At 60.2% G+C, this 23,373-nt stretch carries 22 protein-coding genes and 2 pseudogenes; 13 read left to right on the forward strand and 11 right to left on the reverse strand.

Going from position 1 to position 23,373, the window contains the following annotated elements; all coding sequences use genetic code 11:
• Positions 1–5: 5 nt before the first annotated feature.
• Positions 6–1,784 (forward strand): acyl-CoA dehydrogenase C-terminal domain-containing protein, encoded by a 1,779-nt coding sequence (locus tag DKB71_RS12980; RefSeq protein ID WP_408600627.1) that lies wholly within the window; start codon positions 6–8, stop codon positions 1,782–1,784.
• Positions 1,785–1,808: 24 nt separating this feature from the next.
• Complete coding sequence (locus DKB71_RS12985) at positions 1,809–3,452, forward strand: fatty acid--CoA ligase (protein ID WP_274077801.1); 1,644 nt, start codon at positions 1,809–1,811, stop codon at positions 3,450–3,452.
• Between the two features lie 620 nt (positions 3,453–4,072).
• Here DKB71_RS12985 and DKB71_RS12990 read toward each other — a convergent pair.
• Positions 4,073–4,909: an IS3 family transposase gene (locus DKB71_RS12990; RefSeq protein WP_408600077.1), complete on the reverse strand. Its 837-nt coding sequence runs from the start codon at positions 4,907–4,909 to the stop codon at positions 4,073–4,075.
• Entirely contained in the window at positions 4,906–5,211 is a 306-nt protein-coding gene (locus DKB71_RS12995; RefSeq protein ID WP_323609148.1) for a transposase, read from the reverse strand. Before DKB71_RS12995 ends, DKB71_RS12990 begins: the two co-directional genes overlap by 4 nt.
• Positions 5,212–5,594: 383 nt before the next feature.
• Between DKB71_RS12995 and DKB71_RS13000 the strand changes: the two genes are divergently transcribed.
• Positions 5,595–5,900: a transposase gene (locus DKB71_RS13000; protein WP_323609148.1), complete on the forward strand. Its 306-nt coding sequence runs from the start codon at positions 5,595–5,597 to the stop codon at positions 5,898–5,900.
• Entirely contained in the window at positions 5,897–6,733 is an 837-nt protein-coding gene (locus tag DKB71_RS13005; RefSeq protein WP_408600077.1) for an IS3 family transposase, read from the forward strand. Before DKB71_RS13000 ends, DKB71_RS13005 begins: the two co-directional genes overlap by 4 nt.
• Positions 6,734–6,893: 160 nt before the next feature.
• Here the strand turns inward: DKB71_RS13005 and msrA are convergent, their stop codons facing one another.
• Genes msrA through DKB71_RS13020 form a run of 3 tightly spaced genes read right to left on the reverse strand, consistent with a single transcriptional unit; the run spans position 6,894 to position 8,547 of the window.
• Entirely contained in the window at positions 6,894–7,400 is a 507-nt protein-coding gene (gene msrA / locus DKB71_RS13010) for a peptide-methionine (S)-S-oxide reductase MsrA (RefSeq protein WP_408600628.1), read from the reverse strand.
• Positions 7,401–7,453: 53 nt separating this feature from the next.
• A complete protein-coding gene (locus DKB71_RS13015) occupies positions 7,454–7,942 on the reverse strand; it encodes a copper chaperone PCu(A)C (RefSeq protein WP_408600629.1) in 489 nt (162 codons plus the stop codon).
• Positions 7,942–8,547, reverse strand: a complete 606-nt coding sequence (locus DKB71_RS13020) for an SCO family protein (RefSeq protein ID WP_323628481.1) — start codon at positions 8,545–8,547, stop codon at positions 7,942–7,944. The genes DKB71_RS13015 and DKB71_RS13020 overlap by 1 nt, the downstream gene beginning before the upstream one ends.
• Before the next feature lie 242 nt (positions 8,548–8,789).
• Here DKB71_RS13020 and DKB71_RS13025 point away from each other — a divergent pair, with 242 nt between their 5' ends.
• Complete coding sequence (locus DKB71_RS13025) at positions 8,790–8,990, forward strand: YbdD/YjiX family protein (protein WP_408600630.1); 201 nt, start codon at positions 8,790–8,792, stop codon at positions 8,988–8,990.
• Positions 8,991–9,186: 196 nt separating this feature from the next.
• Here the strand turns inward: DKB71_RS13025 and DKB71_RS13030 are convergent, their stop codons facing one another.
• Both DKB71_RS13030 and DKB71_RS13035 read right to left on the reverse strand, forming a co-directional pair.
• Entirely contained in the window at positions 9,187–10,023 is an 837-nt protein-coding gene (locus tag DKB71_RS13030; protein ID WP_408600077.1) for an IS3 family transposase, read from the reverse strand.
• Positions 10,020–10,325 carry a transposase gene (locus DKB71_RS13035; RefSeq protein ID WP_323609148.1) on the reverse strand — a complete coding sequence of 102 codons (306 nt, stop codon included), beginning with the start codon at positions 10,323–10,325 and terminating at the stop codon, positions 10,020–10,022. Before DKB71_RS13035 ends, DKB71_RS13030 begins: the two co-directional genes overlap by 4 nt.
• A 797-nt stretch (positions 10,326–11,122) precedes the next feature.
• On the opposite strand from DKB71_RS13035, the gene nirB reads away from it, so the two are divergent.
• Genes nirB through DKB71_RS13050 form a run of 3 tightly spaced genes read left to right on the forward strand, consistent with a single transcriptional unit; the run spans position 11,123 to position 14,524 of the window.
• Positions 11,123–13,684: a nitrite reductase large subunit NirB gene (gene nirB / locus DKB71_RS13040; protein WP_408600631.1), complete on the forward strand. Its 2,562-nt coding sequence runs from the start codon at positions 11,123–11,125 to the stop codon at positions 13,682–13,684.
• Positions 13,684–14,058 (forward strand): nitrite reductase small subunit NirD, encoded by a 375-nt coding sequence (nirD, locus tag DKB71_RS13045; RefSeq protein WP_274077806.1) that lies wholly within the window; start codon positions 13,684–13,686, stop codon positions 14,056–14,058. The genes nirB and nirD overlap by 1 nt, the downstream gene beginning before the upstream one ends.
• A 25-nt stretch (positions 14,059–14,083) precedes the next feature.
• Entirely contained in the window at positions 14,084–14,524 is a 441-nt protein-coding gene (locus DKB71_RS13050; protein WP_408600633.1) for a CBS domain-containing protein, read from the forward strand.
• Positions 14,525–14,611: 87 nt separating this feature from the next.
• Here DKB71_RS13050 and DKB71_RS13055 read toward each other — a convergent pair whose 3' ends face one another.
• Positions 14,612–15,043: a nuclear transport factor 2 family protein gene (locus DKB71_RS13055; RefSeq protein ID WP_408600634.1), complete on the reverse strand. Its 432-nt coding sequence runs from the start codon at positions 15,041–15,043 to the stop codon at positions 14,612–14,614.
• A gap of 171 nt (positions 15,044–15,214) precedes the next feature.
• Here DKB71_RS13055 and DKB71_RS13060 point away from each other — a divergent pair, with 171 nt between their 5' ends.
• From DKB71_RS13060 to DKB71_RS13070, 3 genes and pseudogenes are all read left to right on the forward strand, one after another.
• Positions 15,215–15,889 carry a DUF2238 domain-containing protein gene (locus DKB71_RS13060; RefSeq protein WP_274077809.1) on the forward strand — a complete coding sequence of 225 codons (675 nt, stop codon included), beginning with the start codon at positions 15,215–15,217 and terminating at the stop codon, positions 15,887–15,889.
• A gap of 97 nt (positions 15,890–15,986) precedes the next feature.
• Positions 15,987–16,742 (forward strand): annotated as a pseudogene (locus tag DKB71_RS13065) (MCP four helix bundle domain-containing protein); the annotation flags it as partial.
• A 132-nt stretch (positions 16,743–16,874) separates the two neighbouring features.
• Entirely contained in the window at positions 16,875–17,600 is a 726-nt protein-coding gene (locus tag DKB71_RS13070; RefSeq protein ID WP_406592618.1) for a methyl-accepting chemotaxis protein, read from the forward strand.
• A gap of 121 nt (positions 17,601–17,721) precedes the next feature.
• Here the strand turns inward: DKB71_RS13070 and ilvD are convergent.
• Positions 17,722–19,403 (reverse strand): annotated as a pseudogene (gene ilvD, locus DKB71_RS13075) (dihydroxy-acid dehydratase).
• A gap of 363 nt (positions 19,404–19,766) precedes the next feature.
• Between ilvD and mqo the strand changes: the two are divergent.
• Positions 19,767–21,410, forward strand: coding sequence for a malate dehydrogenase (quinone) (mqo, locus tag DKB71_RS13080; protein ID WP_274077812.1), 1,644 nt, complete (start codon positions 19,767–19,769; stop codon positions 21,408–21,410).
• A gap of 433 nt (positions 21,411–21,843) precedes the next feature.
• Here the strand turns inward: mqo and DKB71_RS13085 are convergent, their stop codons facing one another.
• Complete coding sequence (locus DKB71_RS13085) at positions 21,844–22,296, reverse strand: hypothetical protein (protein ID WP_408600635.1); 453 nt, start codon at positions 22,294–22,296, stop codon at positions 21,844–21,846.
• 19 nt (positions 22,297–22,315) lie between these two features.
• Here DKB71_RS13085 and DKB71_RS13090 point away from each other — a divergent pair, with 19 nt between their 5' ends.
• Positions 22,316–22,501, forward strand: a complete 186-nt coding sequence (locus DKB71_RS13090; RefSeq protein ID WP_323608887.1) for a hypothetical protein — start codon at positions 22,316–22,318, stop codon at positions 22,499–22,501.
• A 16-nt stretch (positions 22,502–22,517) separates the two neighbouring features.
• Here the strand turns inward: DKB71_RS13090 and DKB71_RS13095 are convergent, their stop codons facing one another.
• The gene (locus DKB71_RS13095; protein WP_408600636.1) at positions 22,518–23,012 is read right to left on the reverse strand and encodes a PaaI family thioesterase; all 495 of its coding nucleotides are present in this window, start codon (positions 23,010–23,012) and stop codon (positions 22,518–22,520) included.
• Positions 23,013–23,373: the final 361 nt, after the last annotated feature.

Below are 23,373 nucleotides of genomic sequence, written 5' to 3' on the forward strand. Positions count from 1 at the left end.
CCAAGATGTCTGATTACAAAGCTCCCCTGCGCGACATGCGCTTCGTACTCAACGAGGTTTTCCAGGTGTCCCGGCTCTGGGCCAGGTTGCCTGGCCTGGCCGAGGTGATCGATGAAGAAACCGCCGCCGCGATCCTCGAAGAAGCCGGCAAGATCAGTGGCGAAGTCATCGCCCCCCTGAACCGCGCCACCGATGAGCAGGGCTGTACCTGGAGCAAGGGTTCGGTCACCGCGCCAGACGGTTTCGCCCAGGCTTATCAAGCCTTCGCCGAAGGCGGTTGGGTGGGTGTCGGCGGTGATCCGCAATACGGCGGCATGGGCATGCCCAAGGCGATTTCGGCCCAGGTCGAAGAGATGGTCAACGCGGCCAGCCTGTCGTTCGGCCTGTACCCGATGCTGACGGCCGGTGCCTGCCTGTCGATCAAGGCTCATGCCAGCGAAGAGCTCAAGGAGCGTTACCTGCCCAACATGTACGCTGGCACCTGGACAGGTTCCATGTGCCTGACCGAAGCCCATGCCGGCACCGACCTGGGCATGATCCGCACCAAGGCCGAGCCCCAGGCCGATGGCAGCTACAAGGTCAGCGGCAGCAAGATCTTCATCACCGGCGGTGACCACGACCTGACCGAGAACATCATCCACCTGGTGCTGGCGCGACTGCCGGATGCACCGGCGGGGCCGAAAGGCATCTCGCTGTTCCTGGTGCCGAAAGTGCTGGTCAATGCCGACGGTTCCCTGGGCGAGCCTAATTCGCTGTCCTGCGGTTCCATCGAACACAAGATGGGCATCAAGGCCTCCGCCACTTGCGTGATGAACTTCGATGGCGCCACCGGCTACATCATCGATGCACCGAACAAGGGCCTGGCGGCGATGTTCACCATGATGAACTACGAGCGCCTGGGCGTGGGCATCCAGGGCCTGGCCCAGGGCGAACGTTCCTACCAGAACGCCCTGGCGTACGCCCGTGACCGTCTGCAGAGCCGTGCACCAACCGGCGCACAGAACAAGGACAAGGCCGCCGACCCGATCATCGTCCACCCCGACGTGCGCCGCATGCTGTTGACCATGAAGGCCCTGAACGAAGGCGGTCGCGCGTTCTCCAGCTACGTCGCCCTGCAACTGGACATCGCCAAGTTCAGCGAAGACCCGACCGAGCGTTCCCGCGCCCAGGACCTGGTGGCCTTGCTGACCCCGGTGGCCAAGGCGTTCCTCACCGACATGGGCCTGGAAACCACCCTGCACGGGCAAATGGTGTTTGGCGGCCACGGCTTCATCCGCGAGTGGGGCCAGGAGCAACTGGTGCGCGACGTGCGCATCACGCAGATCTACGAAGGCACCAACGGCATCCAGTCCCTGGACCTGGCCGGGCGCAAGATCGTCGGCAGCGGCGGGGCGCTTTACCGCCTGTTCGCTTCGGAGATCCGCGACTTTACTGCCAGCGCCAGCACTGACCTGGGCGAGTTCACCCAACCGCTGAACGCTGCCGTGGACACCCTCGACGAACTGACCGCGTGGCTGCTGGACCGTGCCCAAGGCAACCCGAATGAAATCGGCGCCGCCTCGGTCGAGTACCTGCAGGTGTTCGGCTACACCGCCTACGCCTACATGTGGGCGCGCATGGCCAAGGCCGTCATGAGCGGCGATGCCGAGGACGATTTCTACATCAGCAAACTGGCCACCGCGCGTTTCTACTTCGCAAGGTTGCTGCCGCGTATCCACTCGTTGAGCGCATCGGCCAAGGCCGGCAGCGCCTGCCTCTACGAGCTTCAAGCCGATCAGTTCTGATCGAAAGGACAAGGAATCTTTATCATGATGGCGACAAAAATAATTCCACCCGCCGACGGCGCCTACGCCTACCCCTTGCTGATCAAGCAATTGCTGCTGTCCGGGGTGCGCTACGAACCGGGCCGGGAAATCGTCTACGCCGACAAGCTGCGCTACAGCTACCAGACCCTCAACAAGCGCATCCGCCGCCTGGCTAATGCGCTGACCGCGGCCGGGGTCAAGGCCGGGGACACCGTGGCCCTGCTCGACTGGGACAGCCACCGTTATCTGGAATGCTTCTTCGCCGTGCCGATGATTGGCGCGGTGCTGCACACGGTGAACATTCGCCTGTCGCCGGAGCAGGTGCTGTTCACCATGAACCACGCCGAAGACGATGTGGTGCTGGTGCATGACGATTTCCTGCCGCTGGTGGAACAGATCCAGGATCGGTTGACCACGGTCAAGGGCTTTGTCCAGCTCACCGAAGACCAGGCGAGCGACACGTCGTTGCCGGTGCTGGGCGAGTACGAGCAGTTGCTGTCGCAGTGCCCGGACCAGTACGACTTTCCCGATTTCGACGAGAACTCGGTAGCGACGCTGTTCTACACCACCGGCACCACCGGCGACCCCAAGGGCGTGTATTTCACACATCGCCAACTGGTCCTGCACACCCTGAATGCCGTGGGCTCGTTGGGCGTCTACCAGGGCGCGCCACTGCTGCGTTCCGACGACGTGTACATGCCGATCACGCCGATGTTCCACGTGCATGCCTGGGGTGTGCCTTACGTCGCGACCCTGATGGGCATCAAGCAGGTGTACCCCGGCCGCTACGAACCCAACAGCCTGGTGCGGCTGTATCAGGAGGAGAAGGTGACTTTCTCCCACTGTGTGCCGACCATCCTGCAGATGATCCTCAACTGCGAGCAAGGCAAGTCCGCCCGTTTCGACGGCTGGAAAATGCTCCTGGGCGGCAGCGCGCTGCCCTTGGGGATTGCCAGCGAAGCCAGTGCCAAGGGCATCGTGGTACACGCCGGCTACGGCATGTCCGAGACCTGCCCGCTGCTGTGCCTGACTTACCTGCGCGACGAAGACCTCCAGCAGCCCATGCAGGCGCAACTGCCGACGCGCATCAAGACCGGCACGCCGGTGCCGATGGTCGACCTGAAGATCATCGATGCCAGCGGCAATGACGTTGCCCATGACGGCGAGTCCCTGGGCGAGATCGTGGTGCGTGCACCGTGGTTGACCCAAGGCTATCTGAAGGAGCCGCAAAAGGGCGCCGAGCTGTGGCAGGACGGCTGGCTGCATACCGGCGACATGGCATCCATCGATCCGTTGGGCGGCGTGGAAATCAAGGACCGGATCAAGGACGTGATCAAGACGGGCGGCGAGTGGATCAGCTCGCTGGAACTGGAAAGCCTGATCAGCGAACACGAGGCGGTGCTGTCGGTCGCGGTGGTCGGCATTGCCGATGAGCAGTGGGGCGAACGGCCCATGGCGCTGGTGGTCTGTGAACCGGGCCAATACCTGGATCGCAAGATCCTCGAGGCGCACCTGCAAGGGTTTGTTGAGCTCGGCCGCATCAACAAGTGGGCGATCCCCAAGCAGTTCAAGTTCGTCGCCGAGATCCCCAAGACCAGCGTCGGCAAGATCAACAAGAAGCTGATCCGCGAACAAGAGTTGGCCTAGGGTTTTGCGCTCAACGCAAAAAACATTGTAGGAGCTGGCTTGCCAGCGAAGAGGCCCTCAAGGACGCCTTCGCCGGCAAGCCGAGCTCCTACAGGTCCGAGGCGGCCACGGATTCACGTGCTACGCAAAACATTGTAGGAGCTGGCTTGCCAGCGAAGAGGCCCGAAAGATCGATGCAATACTCAAGGACGCCTTCGCCGGCAAGCCGGGCTCCTACAGGTCCGAGGTGGCCACGGTTTCACGTGCTACGCAAAACATTGTAGGAGCTGGCTTGCCAGCGAAGAGGCCCGAAAGATCGATGCAATACTCGAGGGCGCCTTCGCCGGCAAGCCGGGCTCCTACAGGTCCGAGGTGGCCACGGACTCACGCGCTACGCAACCCATTGTAGGAGCTGGCTTGCCAGCGAAGAGGCCCGAAAGATCGATGCAATACTCAAGGACGCCTTCGCCGGCAAGCCGGGCTCCTACAGGTCCGAGGTGGCCACGGATTCACGTGCTACGCAACCCATTGTAGGAGCTGGCTTGCCAGCGAAGAGGCCCGAAAGATCGATGCAATACTCGAGGGCGCCTTCGCCGGCAAGCCTGAACTGGTCAAGTAATCCCGGACACCGATTACGGTGTTTATGCCGCTTTTTGCTCCATAGCTATTGGCGACAGGTAGTTGTTGTAGCTGTGGAGCCTGGTGCGGTTGTAATACATGAAGAAGCGCACCATGTCGGTTTTTGCTTCTTCGACCATGCTGTAGCCGCTGCGGGGAACCCATTCTGATTTCAGTGTGCCGAAAAAACGCTCTGTTGGAGCGTTGTCCCAGCACTGTCCGCGATGACTCATGCTCTGCAAAATGCCGTGGCGGGCCAGTTCTTCTTGAAACTTACGACTGGTGTACTGACAGCCCTGATCCGAGTGGAACATCAGTCCCGGCGGGCAGGTTCGTACCTCTGTCGCCATGCGTAGCGCCTTGCTCACCAAGTTGGCGTCATTGACTAGAGAGAATGCCCAGCCAATGACTCGACGAGCAAACAGGTCAATTACGATGGCCAGGTGAACCCAGCGCTTACCCACCATCAAGCTGGTAACGTCGCCACACCAGACCTGATCAACAGCAGCCGGTTTGAAGTTGCGTTTGAGTCGATTAGGCGCAACAAATGCTTCAACCCCCTTGGACCTGAATGGATGCGGCTGGCGTTGTTTACTGACAATGTTGGCCTCCCTCATCAGTGTTCTGACAAGACTCCTTCCGACCGCTATGTTTTGCGACTTCAGGCCCTTGCTAATCATCCTGGAACCCATGGCTTCACGGCTTTCGCTGTGCAGTTCAACCACTTTCAGCTTGAGCTCCTCGCGTCTGACCTGCGGCTTGGCGAGCCGCTGAAGCCACTCATAAAAGCTGCTGCGCTTCACACCAAAAACGCGACACACGATAGCCGTCGGGAATGACTCTCTTAGCTCCGCAATCATCGAAAACGATCGGGATCCGACATCAAGAGAGCGGTAGCCTTTTTTAAGATCTCGGCCTCCATCTCCATACGCTTGATCTTGGCTTTTAGCTCCTGAATCTGGCGCTGATCTTCGGTAATCGCCTTGGTGCCTTTGACGGCCTGGCCCTCGCGTTCCTTGCGAACCTGATCGACCCAGCGCCGTAAAGCGGTGGGCCCGATATCCAGCGATGCACAAACATCTGGAACCGAACAGTTATCATCAAGCACCATGCTGGCAGCCTGAAGCTTGAACTCGCGGGTGTAGACCTTTCTTTCGTTCATGGAACCTCCAAGTTGGCGAAATCATATCGCCCTTAAGAGGTGTCCGGAATAATTAGGCCAGTTCAGCCGGGCTCCTACAGGTCCGCGGTGGCCACGGATTCACGTGCTACGCAACCCATTGTAGGAGCTGGCTTGCCAGCGAAGAGGCCCGAAAGATCGATGCAATACTCGAGGGCGCCTTCGCCGGCAAGCCGGGCTCCTACAGGTCCGAGGCGGCCACGGACTCACGCGCTACGCAACCCATTGTAGGAGCTGGCTTGCCAGCGAAGAGGCCCGAAAGATCGATGCAATACTCGAGGGCGCCTTCGCCGGCAAGCCTGAACTGGCCTAATTATTCCGGACACCTCTTAAGGGCGATATGATTTCGCCAACTTGGAGGTTCCATGAACGAAAGAAAGGTCTACACCCGCGAGTTCAAGCTTCAGGCTGCCAGCATGGTGCTTGATGATAACTGTTCGGTTCCAGATGTTTGTGCATCGCTGGATATCGGGCCCACCGCTTTACGGCGCTGGGTCGATCAGGTTCGCAAGGAACGCGAGGGCCAGGCCGTCAAAGGCACCAAGGCGATTACCGAAGATCAGCGCCAGATTCAGGAGCTAAAAGCCAAGATCAAGCGTATGGAGATGGAGGCCGAGATCTTAAAAAAGGCTACCGCTCTCTTGATGTCGGATCCCGATCGTTTTCGATGATTGCGGAGCTAAGAGAGTCATTCCCGACGGCTATCGTGTGTCGCGTTTTTGGTGTGAAGCGCAGCAGCTTTTATGAGTGGCTTCAGCGGCTCGCCAAGCCGCAGGTCAGACGCGAGGAGCTCAAGCTGAAAGTGGTTGAACTGCACAGCGAAAGCCGTGAAGCCATGGGTTCCAGGATGATTAGCAAGGGCCTGAAGTCGCAAAACATAGCGGTCGGAAGGAGTCTTGTCAGAACACTGATGAGGGAGGCCAACATTGTCAGTAAACAACGCCAGCCGCATCCATTCAGGTCCAAGGGGGTTGAAGCATTTGTTGCGCCTAATCGACTCAAACGCAACTTCAAACCGGCTGCTGTTGATCAGGTCTGGTGTGGCGACGTTACCAGCTTGATGGTGGGTAAGCGCTGGGTTCACCTGGCCATCGTAATTGACCTGTTTGCTCGTCGAGTCATTGGCTGGGCATTCTCTCTAGTCAATGACGCCAACTTGGTGAGCAAGGCGCTACGCATGGCGACAGAGGTACGAACCTGCCCGCCGGGACTGATGTTCCACTCGGATCAGGGCTGTCAGTACACCAGTCGTAAGTTTCAAGAAGAACTGGCCCGCCACGGCATTTTGCAGAGCATGAGTCATCGCGGACAGTGCTGGGACAACGCTCCAACAGAGCGTTTTTTCGGCACACTGAAATCAGAATGGGTTCCCCGCAGCGGCTACAGCATGGTCGAAGAAGCAAAAACCGACATGGTGCGCTTCTTCATGTATTACAACCGCACCAGGCTCCACAGCTACAACAACTACCTGTCGCCAATAGCTATGGAGCAAAAAGCGGCATAAACACCGTAATCGGTGTCCGGGATTACTTGACCAGTTCAGCCGGGCTCCTACAGGTCCGAGGTGGCCACGGACTCACGCGCTACGCAACCCATTGTAGGAGCTGGCTTGCCAGCGAAGAGGTCCTCAAGGACACCATAGCCAGCAAGCCAGCGCCCACAAATCATTTACGCTTGGGCAACGTCCAGTCCGGTCGTATGAAGTGGCAGGTGTAGCCGTTGGGATAGTGCTCGAGGTAGTCCTGATGCTCAGGTTCCGCCTCCCAGAACGGCCCGGCGGGTTCGATCTCCGTGACCACCTTGCCCGGCCACAGGCCAGAGGCATCAGCGTCGGCCACTGTATCCTCGGCCACGCGCTGTTGCGCTTCATCCAGATAATAGATCGCCGAGCGATAGCTCATGCCGATATCGTTGCCCTGACGATTGAGGGTGCTCGGATCATGGATCTGAAAGAAAAACTCAAGGATCTGCCGATAACTGATCTGCTCCGGGTCGAAGACGATTTCGATCGCTTCGGCATGGGAGCCATGGTTGCGATAGGTTGCATTGGGCACATCACCACCGGTGTAGCCCACCCGCGTGGAGATCACGCCAGGGTAGCGCCGCAGCAGATCCTGCATGCCCCAGAAGCAGCCGCCAGCGAGGATGGCGGTTTCGGTGTTCATCGTCATCAGTACGCACCTCCCATCAAAGAGCGACCTCCGTTAGGGAGGCCGTCAGTCCCTCAATGCATCTTGCTGTGGTCCATGTTGCCGTGATCCATCGTACCCAGTGCCCGGGCCTCGGCGTCTACCTTGATCGTCTCTTTCTCGCCCTTGGCGTTTTCCACGGTCAAGGTCAACGGCACTTTGCTACCTTCCTTGATCTGGCCCGTCAGTTCCATGAGCATGATGTGGTAGCCATGGGGATCGAAGCTCACCGGCTTGCCGGCCGGCAACGCCACGGACTCGACCTGCTGCATGCTCATCACATCGTCTTTCATGCTCGACTGGTGAATCTGCACCAACTTCGCTACCGGCGACTGCACGCTGAGCAGCTTGCTGTCAGTGTCGGCCTGCAAGGTCATGAAGGCGCCGCTCGAAGGCTGGCCGGCCACCGTCGCCCGAACCCAGGCGTCGTTGACCTGGGTTTGCGCGGACACCTGCCACGCCATGCCGATCAGGGTCAGGCCCAGGGCCAGTTGTTTGAAACGGGGTGCGCAAAACAAAGTCATCAGCAGACCTCCATGACGGTGAGCAGGTCTTCTGCGCACTCTTGAGCGGTAAGGGACGCGGACAGGCCGAGGCGCAAATTGCCCCGGGAGTCGAACACGAAGCTGGTCGCGGTATGGGACAGGGTGTAGGTATCGCCACTGGGGACTTTCTCGAAGAATACGCCGAACTCCTTGGCGGTGGCGGCGGTTTCTTCCAGGGTGCCGGACAGCGCTTCGAAACTCGGGTCGAAGGCCTTCACGTACTTGTCGAGCAACTCAGGTGTATCGCGTTCGGGGTCCAGGGTGATGAAGATCACTTGCAGGCGCTCGCCATCGCGGCCCATCAGTTTCTTTGCCTGGGCGGCGCGGGCCAGCGTGGTCGGGCAGACGGCCGGGCACTGGGTGAAACCGAAGAAGATCATCGGCATCAGGCCCTGGTAGCTGCCGAGCATGCGGGTTTCGCCTTCGGCATCCTTGAGCTTGAAGGACCGCCCCATGATCTTGTCGCTCAGGTCCTTGCCGTACTTGAACGACAGCTTGCTGCTGTCATCACAGCCGGCGAGCAGGCCGAGGCTCAGCAGGCTCATGCCTTGCAGGACCGTGCGGCGGGAATACAACGTACTCATGGAAAAAAGCATCCTGTGTAGCGACTGGAAATCTACAGTGGCTGATCTCTGAGACGAGAAAAAGCGCGTGGATGTTAACAAACTGTTGCCCGTTGGCGCTCAATCGATGGCCAGCCGGTCATGCGCCAAAAGGTCGCGGTCGGTGTAATACATGAAAATACAAACGCGGCGGATGCCGACACATTGCAGATACAAACTTGCGATTAGATGGCGCTTTCCAACGAGTTGAAGCGAACATCGTCATGATCCGTAAACTGCAGCAAGCCGCCCGTTTCCTTAGCCAGAGTGCGCGTTTGATGGTGGGCGTACCTGATTACGACAACTACGTTGCGCAGCGGGCGATCACCCATCCGGGGGAGCCGGTGATGAGCCATGAGGCGTTTTTTCGTGAGCGTCAGGAGGCGCGTTTCGGTCGTGGGAAATGTAATACGCGGTGTTGCTGACGCTGCAAACTCCCGCTTATGGACCCGATCCACTGCAGGGCTGGCTCGCCCGAGATGGCCTCATAACGGCCACCATCGCATCGCCAGCAAGCCGGCTCCTACGGGTATGTGTCACGCCAAAAATTCAACTTACCTGCGCAAACCTGTAGGAGCTGGCTTGAACTGGTCAAGTAATCCCGGACACCGATTACGGTGTTTATGCCGCTTTTTGCTCCATAGCTATTGGCGACAGGTAGTTGTTGTAGCTGTGGAGCCTGGTGCGGTTGTAATACATGAAGAAGCGCACCATGTCGGTTTTTGCTTCTTCGACCATGCTGTAGCCGCTGCGGGGAACCCATTCTGATTTCAGTGTGCCGAAAAAACGCTCTGTTGGAGCGTTGTCCCAGCACTGTCCGCGATGACTCATGCTCTGCAAAATGCCGTGGCGGGCCAGTTCTTCTTGAAACTTACGACTGGTGTACTGACAGCCCTGATCCGAGTGGAACATCAGTCCCGGCGGGCAGGTTCGTACCTCTGTCGCCATGCGTAGCGCCTTGCTCACCAAGTTGGCGTCATTGACTAGAGAGAATGCCCAGCCAATGACTCGACGAGCAAACAGGTCAATTACGATGGCCAGGTGAACCCAGCGCTTACCCACCATCAAGCTGGTAACGTCGCCACACCAGACCTGATCAACAGCAGCCGGTTTGAAGTTGCGTTTGAGTCGATTAGGCGCAACAAATGCTTCAACCCCCTTGGACCTGAATGGATGCGGCTGGCGTTGTTTACTGACAATGTTGGCCTCCCTCATCAGTGTTCTGACAAGACTCCTTCCGACCGCTATGTTTTGCGACTTCAGGCCCTTGCTAATCATCCTGGAACCCATGGCTTCACGGCTTTCGCTGTGCAGTTCAACCACTTTCAGCTTGAGCTCCTCGCGTCTGACCTGCGGCTTGGCGAGCCGCTGAAGCCACTCATAAAAGCTGCTGCGCTTCACACCAAAAACGCGACACACGATAGCCGTCGGGAATGACTCTCTTAGCTCCGCAATCATCGAAAACGATCGGGATCCGACATCAAGAGAGCGGTAGCCTTTTTTAAGATCTCGGCCTCCATCTCCATACGCTTGATCTTGGCTTTTAGCTCCTGAATCTGGCGCTGATCTTCGGTAATCGCCTTGGTGCCTTTGACGGCCTGGCCCTCGCGTTCCTTGCGAACCTGATCGACCCAGCGCCGTAAAGCGGTGGGCCCGATATCCAGCGATGCACAAACATCTGGAACCGAACAGTTATCATCAAGCACCATGCTGGCAGCCTGAAGCTTGAACTCGCGGGTGTAGACCTTTCTTTCGTTCATGGAACCTCCAAGTTGGCGAAATCATATCGCCCTTAAGAGGTGTCCGGAATAATTAGGCCAGTTCAGCTTGCCAGCGATGGCGGCATAACGGCCACCATCGCATCGCCAGCAAGCCGGCTCCTACGGATATGTGTCACGCCACAAATTCAATTTACCTGCGCGAAACCTGTAGGAGCTGGCTTGCCAGCGATGGCGGCCTGACAGCCAACCCGTCTCTCGCGGCCGTGCCCAATCTACTGTGGGAGCCGGCCTGCCGGCGATGGCGGCCGAAAGACCAGCGCATTATTGAAGGGCGGAACACCCATCAAGGCGGATCAATCTGATCCAGCACCCGATTCGCCGTGATCTCCGCCAGCATCACACGGTTTGAAATCCCGGCAGCGCAATCGGCCGCTGCATGCACTTTTAAAGCGCCATGCCTGACAACGTGCACCAGTGCGAAGCGGTTTGCCGAGTTTTCCCACGGCAAGCTGCGACAGCCGTCCGACCCGCTCAATCCGCCAGAAACACGCCTGACTCGCGGTCATCACGCCAGCTTTCACGACCGTGGAAGTATCAATCAGCAATCTGGCACAAACACTGCATCATCCCCCTCAAGCCCCTCTGAAAAAGGAGGGCAGCCCTCTCGGTCAACGACGATCGACTGGCCGCACAGGTCGTGGGCAACATCGGTGGATCAGGCATGGCCGTCTGGTTTCAACACCGCAAAAGAACAGGCAAAGACGCCTGGAACCGCAAGGTTTCAGGCGTTTTTTTTTGCTTTTTTTCACCGTGATGGGCTTTGGGCAGGGTCGTATATGAATTCCAATGTAGCCAGTTTGAACAAGCTGCAAACGCTGATCGTGATCGGCAATGGCATGGTCGGACATCATTGTGTCGAGCAGTTGATCGAGCGCGGCGCGCTTGATCGCTATCGACTGCACGTCTTCAGTGAAGAGCCGATGCGTGCCTACGACCGCGTGCATCTGTCCGAATACTTCTCCGGTCGCGATGCCGAGTCGCTGGCACTCAGTGACGCGGCGTTGTACCAGACGCCTGGCGTCACCCTGCACCTGGGGGTGCCGGTGTTGGAAATCGATCGTGCCCGGCGCCAGGTGATCACCGCGCAAGGCTGTGTGGCCTACGACAAGCTGGTCCTGGCCACCGGGTCCTACCCGTTCGTGCCGCCGATCGAAGGCGCCGAAGGCGATTCGCGGCTGGTCTATCGCACCCTGGAAGACCTCGATGCCATCCGTGCCGCGGCGGCCAATGCCCGGCGCGGTGTGGTGGTCGGCGGTGGCCTGCTCGGCCTGGAAGCCGCCAACGCCCTGAAAAGCCTGGGACTCGAAGCGCACGTGGTGGAATTCGCGCCACGGCTGATGCCGGTGCAACTGGATGACCTCGGTGGGCTGGCGCTCAAGGCGCAGATCGAGCGGCTGGGCGTCGGTGTGCACCTGTCCCGCGCCACGCAATCGATCAGCGCCGGCGAGCAGTACCGCTATCGGATGAATTTTGCCAACGACGAATTCCTCGAGACCGACCTGATCGTGTTCTCCGCCGGGATTCGTGCCCAGGACGCGCTGGCCCGGCAATGCGCGCTGGGCATCGGCCCGCGCGGTGGCGTAGTGATCGACGACACCTGCCTGAGCTGCGACCCGCACATCTACGCCATCGGCGAATGCGCATCGTGGAATGGCAGCCTGTTCGGCTTGGTCGCCCCCGGCTACCAGATGGCCCGCAGTGTCGCCGCGCGCCTGTGTGACGACGCCGCCGAGCCGTTCCAGGGCGCCGACATGTCGACCAAGCTCAAGCTGCTGGGCGTCGACGTCGGCTCCATCGGCGATGCCCACGCCAACACGCCGGGCGCCCGCAGCTATCAGTTCATCGACGAAACCAGTGCCAGCTACCGGCGCCTGGTGGTCGACGCCAGCGGCAAACAGGTGCTCGGTGCAGTGCTGATCGGCGACAACAGCTACTACGACACGCTGCTGCAATACATGCAGAACGCGATCGCATTGCCTTCCGAGCCCGCCGCGCTGATCCTGCCTTCGTCCGAAGGCGCACCGACCCTCGGCCCTGGCGCCTTGCCGGAAACCGCCACGGTCTGCTCCTGCCACAACGTGACCAAGGGCGCCATCTGCTCGGCCATCGACGGCGGTTGTACCGACCTCGGCCTGCTCAAGTCACAAACCAAGGCCTGCACCGGTTGCGGCGGTTGCGCAGGCTTGCTCAAGCAAGTCTTCGAGCATGAGCTGATCGCCCGTGGGGTCAGCGTCGACAAGAGCCTGTGCGAACACTTCGCCTACACCCGCCAGGAGCTGTATGCGCTGGTGAGGGTGGAAGGGGTGATCAGTTTCGAAGAACTGCTGGCCAAGCATGGCCGTGGCCACACCGGTTGCGACGTGTGCAAGCCGGCGGTGGGCTCGATCCTGGCGTCGTGCTGGAACCAGCCGATCATGGACCCGTCGCTGGTGCCGCTGCAGGACACCAACGACACCTTCATGGCCAACATGCAGAAGAACGGCACCTATTCAGTGGTGCCGCGCATTCCCGGTGGCGAGATCACCGCCGACAAGCTGATTACCATCGGCGTTGTAGCGAAGAAATACGACCTCTACACCAAGATCACCGGTGGCCAGCGTATCGACCTGTTCGGCGCCCAGTTGCATCAGTTGCCGGACATCTGGAGCGAACTGATCGAAGCAGGCTTCGAAACCGGCCACGCCTACGGCAAGTCGACCCGTACGGTGAAGTCCTGCGTCGGCAGCACCTGGTGCCGCTACGGCGTGCAGGACAGCGTGCAAATGGCCCTGACCATCGAAGACCGCTACAAGGGCCTGCGCTCGCCGCACAAGCTCAAGTTCGCCGTGTCGGGCTGCACCCGTGAATGCGCCGAAGCGCAAAGCAAGGACGTCGGCGTGATCGCCACCGAGAAGGGCTGGAACCTCTACATCGCCGGCAACGGCGGCATGCGCCCGCGCCATGCCGAGCTGTTCGCCACCGACCTCGACGACGCGACCCTGATCCGCTACATCGACCGCTTCCTGATGTTCTACATCCGCACCGCCGACAAGTTGCAGCGCACCTCGGTCTGGCGCGAAAGCCTGGAAGGCGGCCTGGACTACCTCAAGGACGTGATCATCCACGACAGCCTTGGTCTGGGCGCCGAGCTCGAGTCGCAGATGCAGCTTGTGGTCAATCGCTACGAATGCGAGTGGGCCAACGCCCTCAAGGACCCGGAAAAGCTCAAGCGCTTCCGTACTTTCGTCAACGACAAACGCGCGGACCCGGACATCCACTTCGTCCAGGAACGCGGCCAGCGCCGGCCGATCATGGCGGCCGAACTCAACCTGATCCCTGTTACCGAGGAGAGCGTCTGATGAACCAGTCCAATAGCCAACGCGTTGAAACCACTGCGTCTGCCACCTGGCAATCGGTGTGCAGCCAGCAGGACCTGGTCAATGACTCCGGCGTGGTGGTGTGGCTGGACGGTGCCCAGGTGGCGCTGTTCTACCTGCCGGGCATGGAGGGTAAAAACCTCTATGCCATCGACAACCACGACCCGCAATCCGGGGCCAATGTCATCGGCCGCGGCCTGGTGGGCAGCATCAAGGGCGACCTGGTCGTTGCGTCGCCTATCTACAAGCAGCATTTTCGTCTTGAGGACGGCAGTTGCCTGGAGTACCCGCAACAGCGCTTGCGGGTCTGGCCGGTGCGGCTGAACGACGGGGTGGTGGAAGTCGCAGTGGCCTGAGTGCCTTTTTCAGCAGGAGACGGACATGAAGACAGCCGCACAGTTGCTCAAGCTCAAGGTCGTGGAAAACCAGCAGGTGCACAGCATCGCCCCGGACGCCATGGTGCTGGAGGCCGTGCAGAAAATGGCCGAAAAGAACGTCGGCGCGTTGCCGGTGATCGACAAGGGCCGGGTCGTCGGGGTGATCAGCGAGCGCGACTATGCGCGCAAGGTGGTCCTGCTGGGACGTTCGTCAGTCGGCACGCCGGTCAGGGCCATCATGAGTTCCCCGGTGGTCACGGCCGACAGCCAACAGAGCATCGAGCATTGCATGGCGGTCATGACGGACAGCCATTTGCGGCACCTGCCGGTGGTGGAGAATGGCGAGCTGATCGGGTTGCTGTCGATTGGTGATCTGGTCAAGGAGGCCATTGTCGAGCAGGCCGACCTGATCCGGCAGTTTGAACATTACATTCGCGGGCACTGAAACCAGCGGGTGAGTCAGCGCAACACAAAAGGGGGCGAAGGGCGGGTAGACGCCGATTCGCCCCCTTTTTTTCGGATCAGCCAACCATCAGAACTTGAATGCCTGGCGTCCTACCAGCAGCCATTTTCCGTCTTGTTTCTGACAGATCTGGAAGTTCTCGATTTCCGTCGGGACCACCTCGGTGCCTTTGAGGGCCTGGGCCGAGAAGTGATGGCGAACCAGCGCGACATCGCCGGAGACGGTGATGGTCTGGTTCTGCATCTCCAGGGTCTTGAAGGCGCTTTTGCCGGTTTCGATATCGGCGATGAAGGCTTTCTTGTCCTGGATCTTGCCGCTGGAATGGCCGTAGGTGAGGTTCTCGGCGGTCAACGCCTTCAGTTCAGCAATGTCCTTGTGCAGCATCGCCTGGGTCAAGTGGTCGACGGCTTGCGCCACGTCCTTGTCCCCGGCAGCCGGTGTGGCGGCCACGTAGCCGCTGAACAGGAACAGAAAACCGATCAGCATTTTTGCTTTTTTCATGTTGTTTCCTTGTTGTTGTGGGGGAGCGCATCGACGAGCACCAGATTACTCATCGGTCATCGTACAACCTAGCATGGGGCGGAGGAAAAAAGCGAACTTGCACCCTGGTTTTGTCTCAAAGTTAAAAGGTGTTGCGACTTCAATGGTGCAAGGGTTCGAGGACTTCAAAACATGCAGCCCAAGGAACATCCGCGATACGAATTGACGCTGCTCATCCTGTTTCTGCTGATCGTCATCGCCTTGGGTTATGCCCCACGCAGCCGGGTGGATTGGGCGCTGGAAAACCTGCTGGCGCTGCTGCTGGTGGGGACCTTGGTGGTGTTTTATCGCCGCTTTCGCCTGTCTGCGGCCTCACTCACCCTGGTGTTCGTGTTCTTGTGCATCCACGAACTGGGAGCTCATTACACCTATTCCCTGGTGCCGTACGACCGTTGGTGTTCGGAACTGACCGGGGTCAGCTTCAACAAGAGCCTTGGCCTGCACCGTAATCACTACGACCGCCTGGTGCATTTGAGTTACGGGCTGTTGATGGCCTGGCCGGTCCGCGAAGTGCTGCTGCGGCTTACCCCGTTGCGCGGGCGCTGGCTGTTTTTCGTGGCCCTGAACATCATGCTGTCGACCTCGGCCGTCTACGAACTGGTGGAATGGATCGGTGGCGCTTACCTTGGCGACGACACGGCAAAAGCCTTCGTCGGCGCGCAAAACGACCCCTGGGATTCGCAAAAGGACATGGCGCTGGCCGTCGCCGGTGCATTCGTCAGCCTGCTATTGGTTTCCCTGCTCAATACGGCAGACAAAGCCGCTTTACCTACCGCATGTCGCAAAAACCGCAATCAGTGGCAATAGCCTTCAATTCGCGCAGAGACCCGTCGATAACCTCTTGAGATGCCATTCGCGGTGGCCGTTGGCCAACCGATACACGTGCCAGAAGAGGAACCACAGCGTGTCCATAAAACTGCGTTTACTGTTGCTGATAGGGACCGGGTTGCTCACCGCGTTGGTCATGGGCCTGGTCGGTTACGTGGGGACGGCCCGGATGGCGGAGGCGGTGCAGGACAACGAAGTGGGCATGACCGTGCTGCGCAACCACATGGAAGCCGACATGATGCACGACGCGCTGCGCGCCGACGTGTTGTCGGCGATGCTGGTCGGGCTGGGCAAGAGCACCAGCAGCCAGGCCGAGGTGCGCACGTCCATCGAAGAGCATGCGGCGCACTTTCGGCAAGTGCTCGGCGACAACCTCAAGCTGCCGGTCAACGACACCCTGAAAACCGCGCTGAACAGGATCAAGCCCAGCCTTGACACCTACATCAGTACGGCCGAGCGCATTGTCGGCATGGCCCTGGAAAATCCCGAGGCCGCGCAAAAGGAACTCGGCACCTTCAACAGCGCGTTCAGCCAACTGGAAGAGCAGATGGCCGCCCTCAGCGAGCTGATTGAAAGCAACAGCCAACAGGCCAGTGCAGGCACCCGCCAGGCACTCGGCAGCGCCAACCTGACCCTCGGCGCCGTGCTCATCGCCAGCCTGTTGTTGTTGCTGGCCCAGGGCCGCTGGGTGATCCTGAGCATCATGGGGCCGTTGCGCACGGCCAGCCGCATTGCCGAGAGCATCGCCCACGGCAACTTGAGCGAACCCATTGTCGAGCCGACCCGCACCGACGAAGCCAGCCTGTTGATTCGCAGCCTGGCGACCATGCAGCGAGATTTGCGCGGCATGATCGAAGTGGTGCGCAGCAACGCCCATGGCGTCAGCGGCATGAGCGCACGCCTGAGCAATGGTTGTCACGAAGTGGCCGGCAGCAGCCAGCAGCAAAGCGCTGCCGCCAGCACCATGGCCGCCGCCGCCAGCGAAATGACCGCGAGCATCGAGGAAATCACCCGGCATGCCGGGCGAGCGCTGGACATGGCCAACCAGGCCGAGGCGCTGGCCAAGGATGGCGGACGGGTGATCCATCAGGTGGTCAACGACATGGACGGCATCGCCCGTTCGGCGCAGCAGTCGGCGCAGGTGATCCGCACGCTGGACAAGGAATCCGAAGGGATTTTCAGCATCATCCAGGTGATCAAGGGCATCGCCGACCAGACCAACCTGCTGGCGCTCAACGCCGCCATCGAGGCAGCACGCGCCGGGGAGCAGGGCCGTGGTTTTGCCGTGGTGGCCGACGAGGTGCGCAGCCTGGCAGGCCGCACCAGCGCCTCGACCCAGGAAATCGCCGCGATGGTCTCGCGCATCCAGCAAAGCACCCGCGAGGCGGTGATCAGCATGGAGGAGGGCGTCGCCCAGGTCGACAAAGGCATGGCCGTGACCGCCGACGTCGAGCGCGCCATCCGCGAAATCCTCGAGGCCACGCTCAACACCACGCAACTGGTCAACGACATCAGCCGCACCATCGGCGAGCAGAGCCTGGCCAGCAATGAAATCGCCCATCAGGTGGAGATGATTGCCGGGATGTCTGAGGGCAACAGCAAGGTGATCGGGCAGACGGCTTCGACCACGGATGAGTTGTCGAGCCTGGCGGGGCAGTTGTCGCAGTCGGTGGATCGGTTTCGGCTCTGAGACATCCTCGCTGTCTTCAAAGGCCTCTTCTCGAGCAAGCCCGCTCCCACAATGGAATGCATTCCAAATGTGGGAGCGGGCTTGCTCGCGAAGGGGCCGGACAGACAACAAAACCTACGGGCTAAAGATACTTGTCAGTCACCGCCCCTCCGAAGCACTGCACACCGTCTTCGCATACTTGGCCAACACCCCACGCTTGTACTTGGACTCAGGCCTCACCCAACGGCTCTTGCGCTCAGCCAGTTCTGCGTCGGACACATCAACGGTAATCTGCCGGGTTTCAGCATCAATGGTGATCCGGTCGCCATCTTCGACCAACGCTATCGGCCCGCCCTCAAACGCCTCGGGCGTGATATGCCCCACCACGAAACCATGGGAGCCGCCGGAAAAGCGCCCATCGGTGATCAGCGCCACTTCCTTGCCCAGGCCCTTGCCCATCACCGCCGAGGTCGGCGAGAGCATTTCGCGCATGCCCGGCCCGCCCTTGGGCCCTTCGTAGCGAATCACGATCACATCGCCCGCCTGCACTTCGCCGTTGAGGATGCCGGCCAGTGCGCCTTCCTCGCCGTGGTACACCCTGGCCGTGCCTTCGAAGCGCAGGCCCTCCTTGCCGGTGATCTTGGCCACGGCGCCGGTGGGCGAGAGGTTGCCGCGCAGGATCACCAGGTGCGAGTCCTTCTTGATCGGTTGATCGAAGGGCAGGATCACGTCCTGGCCGACGGGGTAGTCGGGCACATTTTCGAGGTTTTCGGCCAGGGTCTTGCCGGTCACGGTCAGCACATCGCCATGCAGCATGCCGGCCGCCAGCATGCGCTTCATCAAGGGCTGGATGCCGCCGATGGCCACCAGCTCGCTCATCATGTATTTGCCGCTGGGGCGCAGGTCCGCGACCACCGGAGAGATCTTGCCCAGCTCGACGAAGTCGTCGAGGGTCAACTCGACGTCCACGGCATTGGCCATGGCCAGCAGGTGCAGCACGGCGTTGGTCGAGCCGGCGAGGGCGATCACCACGCGGATCGCGTTTTCGAAGGCCTTGCGGGTCATGATGTCCCGGGGCTTGAGGTCGAGCTTGAGCAGTTCCATGACTTGCTGGCCGGCGCGGTAACTGTCCGACGCCTTGTCGCTGCCCACCGCGTCCTGGGAACTGGAACCGGGCAGGCTCATGCCCAGCGCTTCGATGGCCGAGGCCATGGTGTTGGCGGTGTACATGCCGCCACAGGAACCGGGGCCGGGGATCGCCACTTCCTCGATCTGCTTGACCTGGATCTCGCTGATGTCGCCGCGGGCGTGCTGGCCCACGGCTTCGAACACGGAAATGATGTCGGTGTGGCCGGCGCCGGGGCGAATGGTGCCGCCATAGACGAAAATCGACGGGCGATTGAGCCGCGCCATGCCGATCAGGCAGCCCGGCATGTTCTTGTCGCAACCGCCCACGGTCACCAGCCCGTCAAAGCCTTCGCAACCGACCACCACTTCGATGGAATCGGCAATTACCTCACGGGACACCAGCGAATATTTCATGCCTTCGGTGCCGTTGGCGATGCCGTCGGAAATGGTGATGGTGTTGAAGATCACGCCTTTGGCACCGGCGGCGTTAGCGCCTTTTTCCGCTTCGATCGCGAGTTTGTCGATGTGCATGTTGCAGGGCGTGACCATGGCCCAGGTGGAGGCGATGCCGATTTGCGGTTTCTTGAAGTCTTCGTCGGTAAAGCCCACGGCACGCAGCATGGCGCGGGCGGGCGCGGCCTCGACACCGTCGATGACCTGGGAGGAATATTTGCGCAGATCGTCTTTATCGCTCATGGCTCTTTCCCCACATGTTCAACTGGTGACCACTGAGTATAGACACCCATCCACGGCAACCAACCCGCGCGGGCTGGCCTTGTCGTGATATTCTTGGCAACAACTTGGTTTGATCCATTCAGTTTTCCTGTCCTTGAGACGGGCGAGCAGAATCACTGTCGCTCAAGTAGCTGAAGCCAAAAAAGATAAGAAGTCAGTTCAGTAGGGACATATAACTGGGGTCGATGCATTCAATCGGCCTTGCGTGCCCACCCTCCAGACATCATGTGCGAGAACCCGCGGCAGACTTGCCTGAGTGCCGTGAACAAGCGGCTCGCGATTGCAGATGGAGGGGCGGATGGCGTTTTATCATAGGTGCTACAGATGTTTAAGAAAGTGAACACGGCCCTGCTGGGGCTGGCCTTGTCGTTGGGGATGACGACAGCCCAGGCCGAAGAAGCCAGGAAAGTCGACGTGCTGCTGATTGGCGGCGGCATCATGAGTGCGACCCTGGGTGTGTGGCTCAACGAGCTGGAACCCGGCACCTCGATGGAAATGATCGAGCGCCTCGACGGCGTCGCCCTGGAAAGCTCCAACGGCTGGAACAACGCCGGTACCGGTCACTCGGCCCTGGCCGAGCTGAACTACACCCCGGAAGACGACAAGGGCAACGTGTCGATCCCGAAGGCCGTTGAAATCAACGAGGCGTTCCAGATCTCCCGTCAGTTCTGGGCCTGGCAGGTTCAGCAAGGCGTGCTGAAGAACCCGCGTTCGTTCATCAACTCCACACCGCACATGAGCTTCGTGTGGGGCGATGACAACATCAAGTTCCTGAAAAAGCGCTACGAAGCCCTGCAGGCGAGCCCGCTGTTCGCCGGCATGCAGTACTCCGAAGACCCGGCCGTGATCAAGAAGTGGGTCCCGCTGATGATGGAAGGGCGTGACCCGAACCAGAAAGTCGCGGCCACCTGGAGCCCGATCGGCACCGACGTGAACTTCGGCGAGATCACCCGCCAGTTCGTTGCGCACCTGCAAACCACGCCGAAATTCGACTTGAAGCTGTCCAGCGAAGTGCAGGACATCACCAGGAACGCCGACGGCAGCTGGCGCGTCAGCTACAAAAACCTGAAGGACGGCAGCAAGTCCGAAACCGACGCCAAGTTCGTGTTCATCGGCGCCGGCGGCGGTGCCCTGCACCTGCTGCAGAAGTCGGGCATTCCTGAAGCCAAGGAATACGCAGGCTTCCCGGTAGGCGGCTCGTTCCTGGTGACCGAGAACCCGGCCATCGCCGAGCAACACCTGGCCAAGGCCTACGGTAAAGCGTCGGTTGGCGCACCACCGATGTCGGTTCCGCACCTGGACACCCGCGTGCTGGACGGCAAGCGCGTGATCCTGTTTGGCCCATTCGCGACCTTCAGCACCAAGTTCCTGAAAGAAGGTTCGTACCTGGACCTGCTGACCACCACCACCACGCACAACGTGTGGCCGATGACCAAGGTTGGCATCAAGGAATACCCGCTGGTGGAGTACCTTGCCGGTCAGCTGATGCTGTCGGATGAAGACCGCCTCGACGCCCTGAAGGAGTACTTCCCGAACGCCAAGGCCGAAGACTGGCGCCTGTGGCAAGCCGGCCAGCGCGTGCAGATCATCAAGCGCGACGAAGCCGCCGGTGGCGTGCTGAAACTGGGCACCGAGATCGTTGCTTCGCAAGACGGCAGCATCGCCGGCCTGCTGGGCGCATCCCCAGGCGCTTCGACTGCCGCACCGATCATGCTGACCGTGCTGCAGAAAGTCTTCAAGGACAAGGTCGCGACCCCGGCCTGGCAGGAAAAACTGCACCAGATCGTGCCGAGCTATGGCACCCAGCTCAACGCCAACCCGCAAAAGGTTGCCGAGGAATGGGCCTACACCGCCAAGGTGCTGGAACTGACTCCGCCACCGGCGATTGGCCAGGCCGTTGCTCCAGCTGTCGAGGCTGAGAAGGCCAAGGCACCGAAAGAGAATGCTGCGGCAGACATGGCGCTGTAACTGAGCGCCTGATCAGCAAGCCCACTGCGCCAGGGATGGCCGGTGGGCTTTTTTGTGCCTAATGTCCCCGGTTCTCCCGGTTCCCCTGTAGGAGCGAGCTTGCTCGCGAAGGTCGTCAACGATAACGCTTTAAACCTGACACACCGCAGCGTGCTCAGGTTTTTCGCGAGCAAGCTCGCTCCTACAGTTCATCAGTTCATCAGTTCATCAGTTCCATCTGATCCGTATTTTCCAGCGCTTTCTGCCCCTGTTATGCATTCAGCCCAACCCCCACAATAACGGCAAGTTTCGCCGCCTTGGCCGCGGTGCACCGTATTTTCGAAATGTTGGAGGCTTTATGGGCAAGATGGCGTTTTTCCTCGGTGGTTTCCTGGTGTTGACCATTCTGATCGGCATCCTGGCGACGATTTCGCCGGTGTGAGCTCCGTGGCGGCTACTTCACCGGGTCTTTATGCTTGATGTCCCCACAGAAAATATCGACGTTGCCATCCGTCGCTGCGGTTCGCACGACGACGTGATAGTCACCGGACAGCAAGACCGGCAAGGCCACGGGCACGCTTCTTGAGAACGTCCAGCCGCGAATCGGTTGGCGCTCGGTGTTGACCCTGTCATTCATGGCGTAGGCGACGGGGCCGGGTTGCTCGCAGCTGCCTTTATTGATGAAGCTGTAGAGGCGCAGGGGCAGGGCGGCGCCGCTTGGCGCACCGCTGATGAAGAAACTGAGTCCGGTTTGCTGGTCCCAGGCGGACAACGCGACATTGCCGATCTGGCCGGTGTTCTGCCGGGTGGCGACCAGGGTGACCGACACGCTCTGGTTTGGTGAACTTGTGCAGCCGAACAGGCTGGCGCAGACCATCAGCGCCGCCAGGGAATGTCTGAGTTTCATTGCAAAACTCCTTTTTCATGTGAACGAACCGGACTTCCAGCAGCGAACCCGCGAGGCGCTGCAGGATTATCGCCTGTCGCTGCCCCATGACCAGGCCATCGGCACGTTTGCCGTGGCCTATGCCAAGCAGAATGCCAAGGACTATGCCGCGCTACTGGCCGCGTACAGGTCCGGGCGGATCACCGCGCTCATGGAAGAAGATTGACCCGCGACCGTTGCACCTAGCGCCCGTGGGCGTTGTCTGCCAGTTGCGCGGTATCGACCCGGACGAAAATGGAATCGCCCACCGCGGTCAGCACGTCCCCGGCGAAGACTTCACAGATGACTCGCGTCTTGCGCCCGACTTCACCTTCCACCCGCGCCCGCAGGGTGAGCGGGATGCCCATGGGCGTCGGCTTGATGAACTTGATGCCGAGGTTGCCGGTGACGCAATTGATCCGCGGTAGGCTCGCGACTTCACGGTTTTCCGCGCGGTAGTGATAGGCCATGACCGCCCAGTTGGAATGGCAATCGACCAACATGGCGATCAGCCCGCCATAGACCAGGTCCGGCCAGCCGCAGTATTTGGCATCGGGCACGTGCTCGGCAATGACATGCACGCCGTCTTCATGCCAATAGCTCTTGATGTGCAGCCCGTGGGGATTGCTGCTGCCGCAGCCGTAGCACACGCCATCGGGCGCGGCGGAGTCTTGCAGGGAGGTATCGAGTTGGGACATGTCGTGTTATCCGAAAAATGAGCCAGACCTGATGGACGTTAACGCTCAATCATAATCGGTGAGGCCTGCGGGGGAAATGTTTTGAGGCACAACGCGCCTCTGTAGGAGCCGGCTTGCTGGCGATCGATGGTGGCCGTTATGCCGCCATCGCTGGCAAGCCAGCTCCTACAGGGATTTGCGGGGTATGTTGGATTTTTGGTGTGACACAGATCTGTAGGAGCCGGCTTGCTGGCGATGCGATGGTGGCCACTATGCCGCCATCGCTGGCAAGCCAGCTCCTACAGGGATTTGCGGGGTATGTGGAATTTGTGGTGTGACACAGATCTGTAGGAGCCGGCTTGCTGGCGATCGATGGTGGCCG

Source organism: Pseudomonas sp. PLMAX, from assembly GCF_046042685.1.
In the GTDB taxonomy this organism is placed as follows: domain Bacteria; phylum Pseudomonadota; class Gammaproteobacteria; order Pseudomonadales; family Pseudomonadaceae; genus Aquipseudomonas; species Aquipseudomonas putida_AE.

What these genes read in the sequence shown, in the direction of transcription:
- DKB71_RS12980 (WP_408600627.1), top strand. Translation starts at nt 6, where the DNA reads ATGTCTGATTACAAAGCTCCCCTGCGCGACATGCGCTTCGTACTCAAC.
- DKB71_RS12985 (WP_274077801.1), top strand. Translation starts at nt 1,809, where the DNA reads ATGATGGCGACAAAAATAATTCCACCCGCCGACGGCGCCTACGCCTAC.
- DKB71_RS12990 (WP_408600077.1), bottom strand. Translation starts at nt 4,909, where the DNA reads ATGATTGCGGAGCTAAGAGAGTCATTCCCGACGGCTATCGTGTGTCGC.
- DKB71_RS12995 (WP_323609148.1), bottom strand. Translation starts at nt 5,211, where the DNA reads ATGAACGAAAGAAAGGTCTACACCCGCGAGTTCAAGCTTCAGGCTGCC.
- DKB71_RS13000 (WP_323609148.1), top strand. Translation starts at nt 5,595, where the DNA reads ATGAACGAAAGAAAGGTCTACACCCGCGAGTTCAAGCTTCAGGCTGCC.
- DKB71_RS13005 (WP_408600077.1), top strand. Translation starts at nt 5,897, where the DNA reads ATGATTGCGGAGCTAAGAGAGTCATTCCCGACGGCTATCGTGTGTCGC.
- msrA (WP_408600628.1), bottom strand. Translation starts at nt 7,400, where the DNA reads ATGACGATGAACACCGAAACCGCCATCCTCGCTGGCGGCTGCTTCTGG.
- DKB71_RS13015 (WP_408600629.1), bottom strand. Translation starts at nt 7,942, where the DNA reads ATGACTTTGTTTTGCGCACCCCGTTTCAAACAACTGGCCCTGGGCCTG.
- DKB71_RS13020 (WP_323628481.1), bottom strand. Translation starts at nt 8,547, where the DNA reads ATGAGTACGTTGTATTCCCGCCGCACGGTCCTGCAAGGCATGAGCCTG.
- DKB71_RS13025 (WP_408600630.1), top strand. Translation starts at nt 8,790, where the DNA reads ATGATCCGTAAACTGCAGCAAGCCGCCCGTTTCCTTAGCCAGAGTGCG.
- DKB71_RS13030 (WP_408600077.1), bottom strand. Translation starts at nt 10,023, where the DNA reads ATGATTGCGGAGCTAAGAGAGTCATTCCCGACGGCTATCGTGTGTCGC.
- DKB71_RS13035 (WP_323609148.1), bottom strand. Translation starts at nt 10,325, where the DNA reads ATGAACGAAAGAAAGGTCTACACCCGCGAGTTCAAGCTTCAGGCTGCC.
- nirB (WP_408600631.1), top strand. Translation starts at nt 11,123, where the DNA reads ATGAATTCCAATGTAGCCAGTTTGAACAAGCTGCAAACGCTGATCGTG.
- nirD (WP_274077806.1), top strand. Translation starts at nt 13,684, where the DNA reads ATGAACCAGTCCAATAGCCAACGCGTTGAAACCACTGCGTCTGCCACC.
- DKB71_RS13050 (WP_408600633.1), top strand. Translation starts at nt 14,084, where the DNA reads ATGAAGACAGCCGCACAGTTGCTCAAGCTCAAGGTCGTGGAAAACCAG.
- DKB71_RS13055 (WP_408600634.1), bottom strand. Translation starts at nt 15,043, where the DNA reads ATGAAAAAAGCAAAAATGCTGATCGGTTTTCTGTTCCTGTTCAGCGGC.
- DKB71_RS13060 (WP_274077809.1), top strand. Translation starts at nt 15,215, where the DNA reads ATGCAGCCCAAGGAACATCCGCGATACGAATTGACGCTGCTCATCCTG.
- DKB71_RS13070 (WP_406592618.1), top strand. Translation starts at nt 16,875, where the DNA reads ATGGCCGCCGCCGCCAGCGAAATGACCGCGAGCATCGAGGAAATCACC.
- mqo (WP_274077812.1), top strand. Translation starts at nt 19,767, where the DNA reads ATGTTTAAGAAAGTGAACACGGCCCTGCTGGGGCTGGCCTTGTCGTTG.
- DKB71_RS13085 (WP_408600635.1), bottom strand. Translation starts at nt 22,296, where the DNA reads ATGAAACTCAGACATTCCCTGGCGGCGCTGATGGTCTGCGCCAGCCTG.
- DKB71_RS13095 (WP_408600636.1), bottom strand. Translation starts at nt 23,012, where the DNA reads ATGTCCCAACTCGATACCTCCCTGCAAGACTCCGCCGCGCCCGATGGC.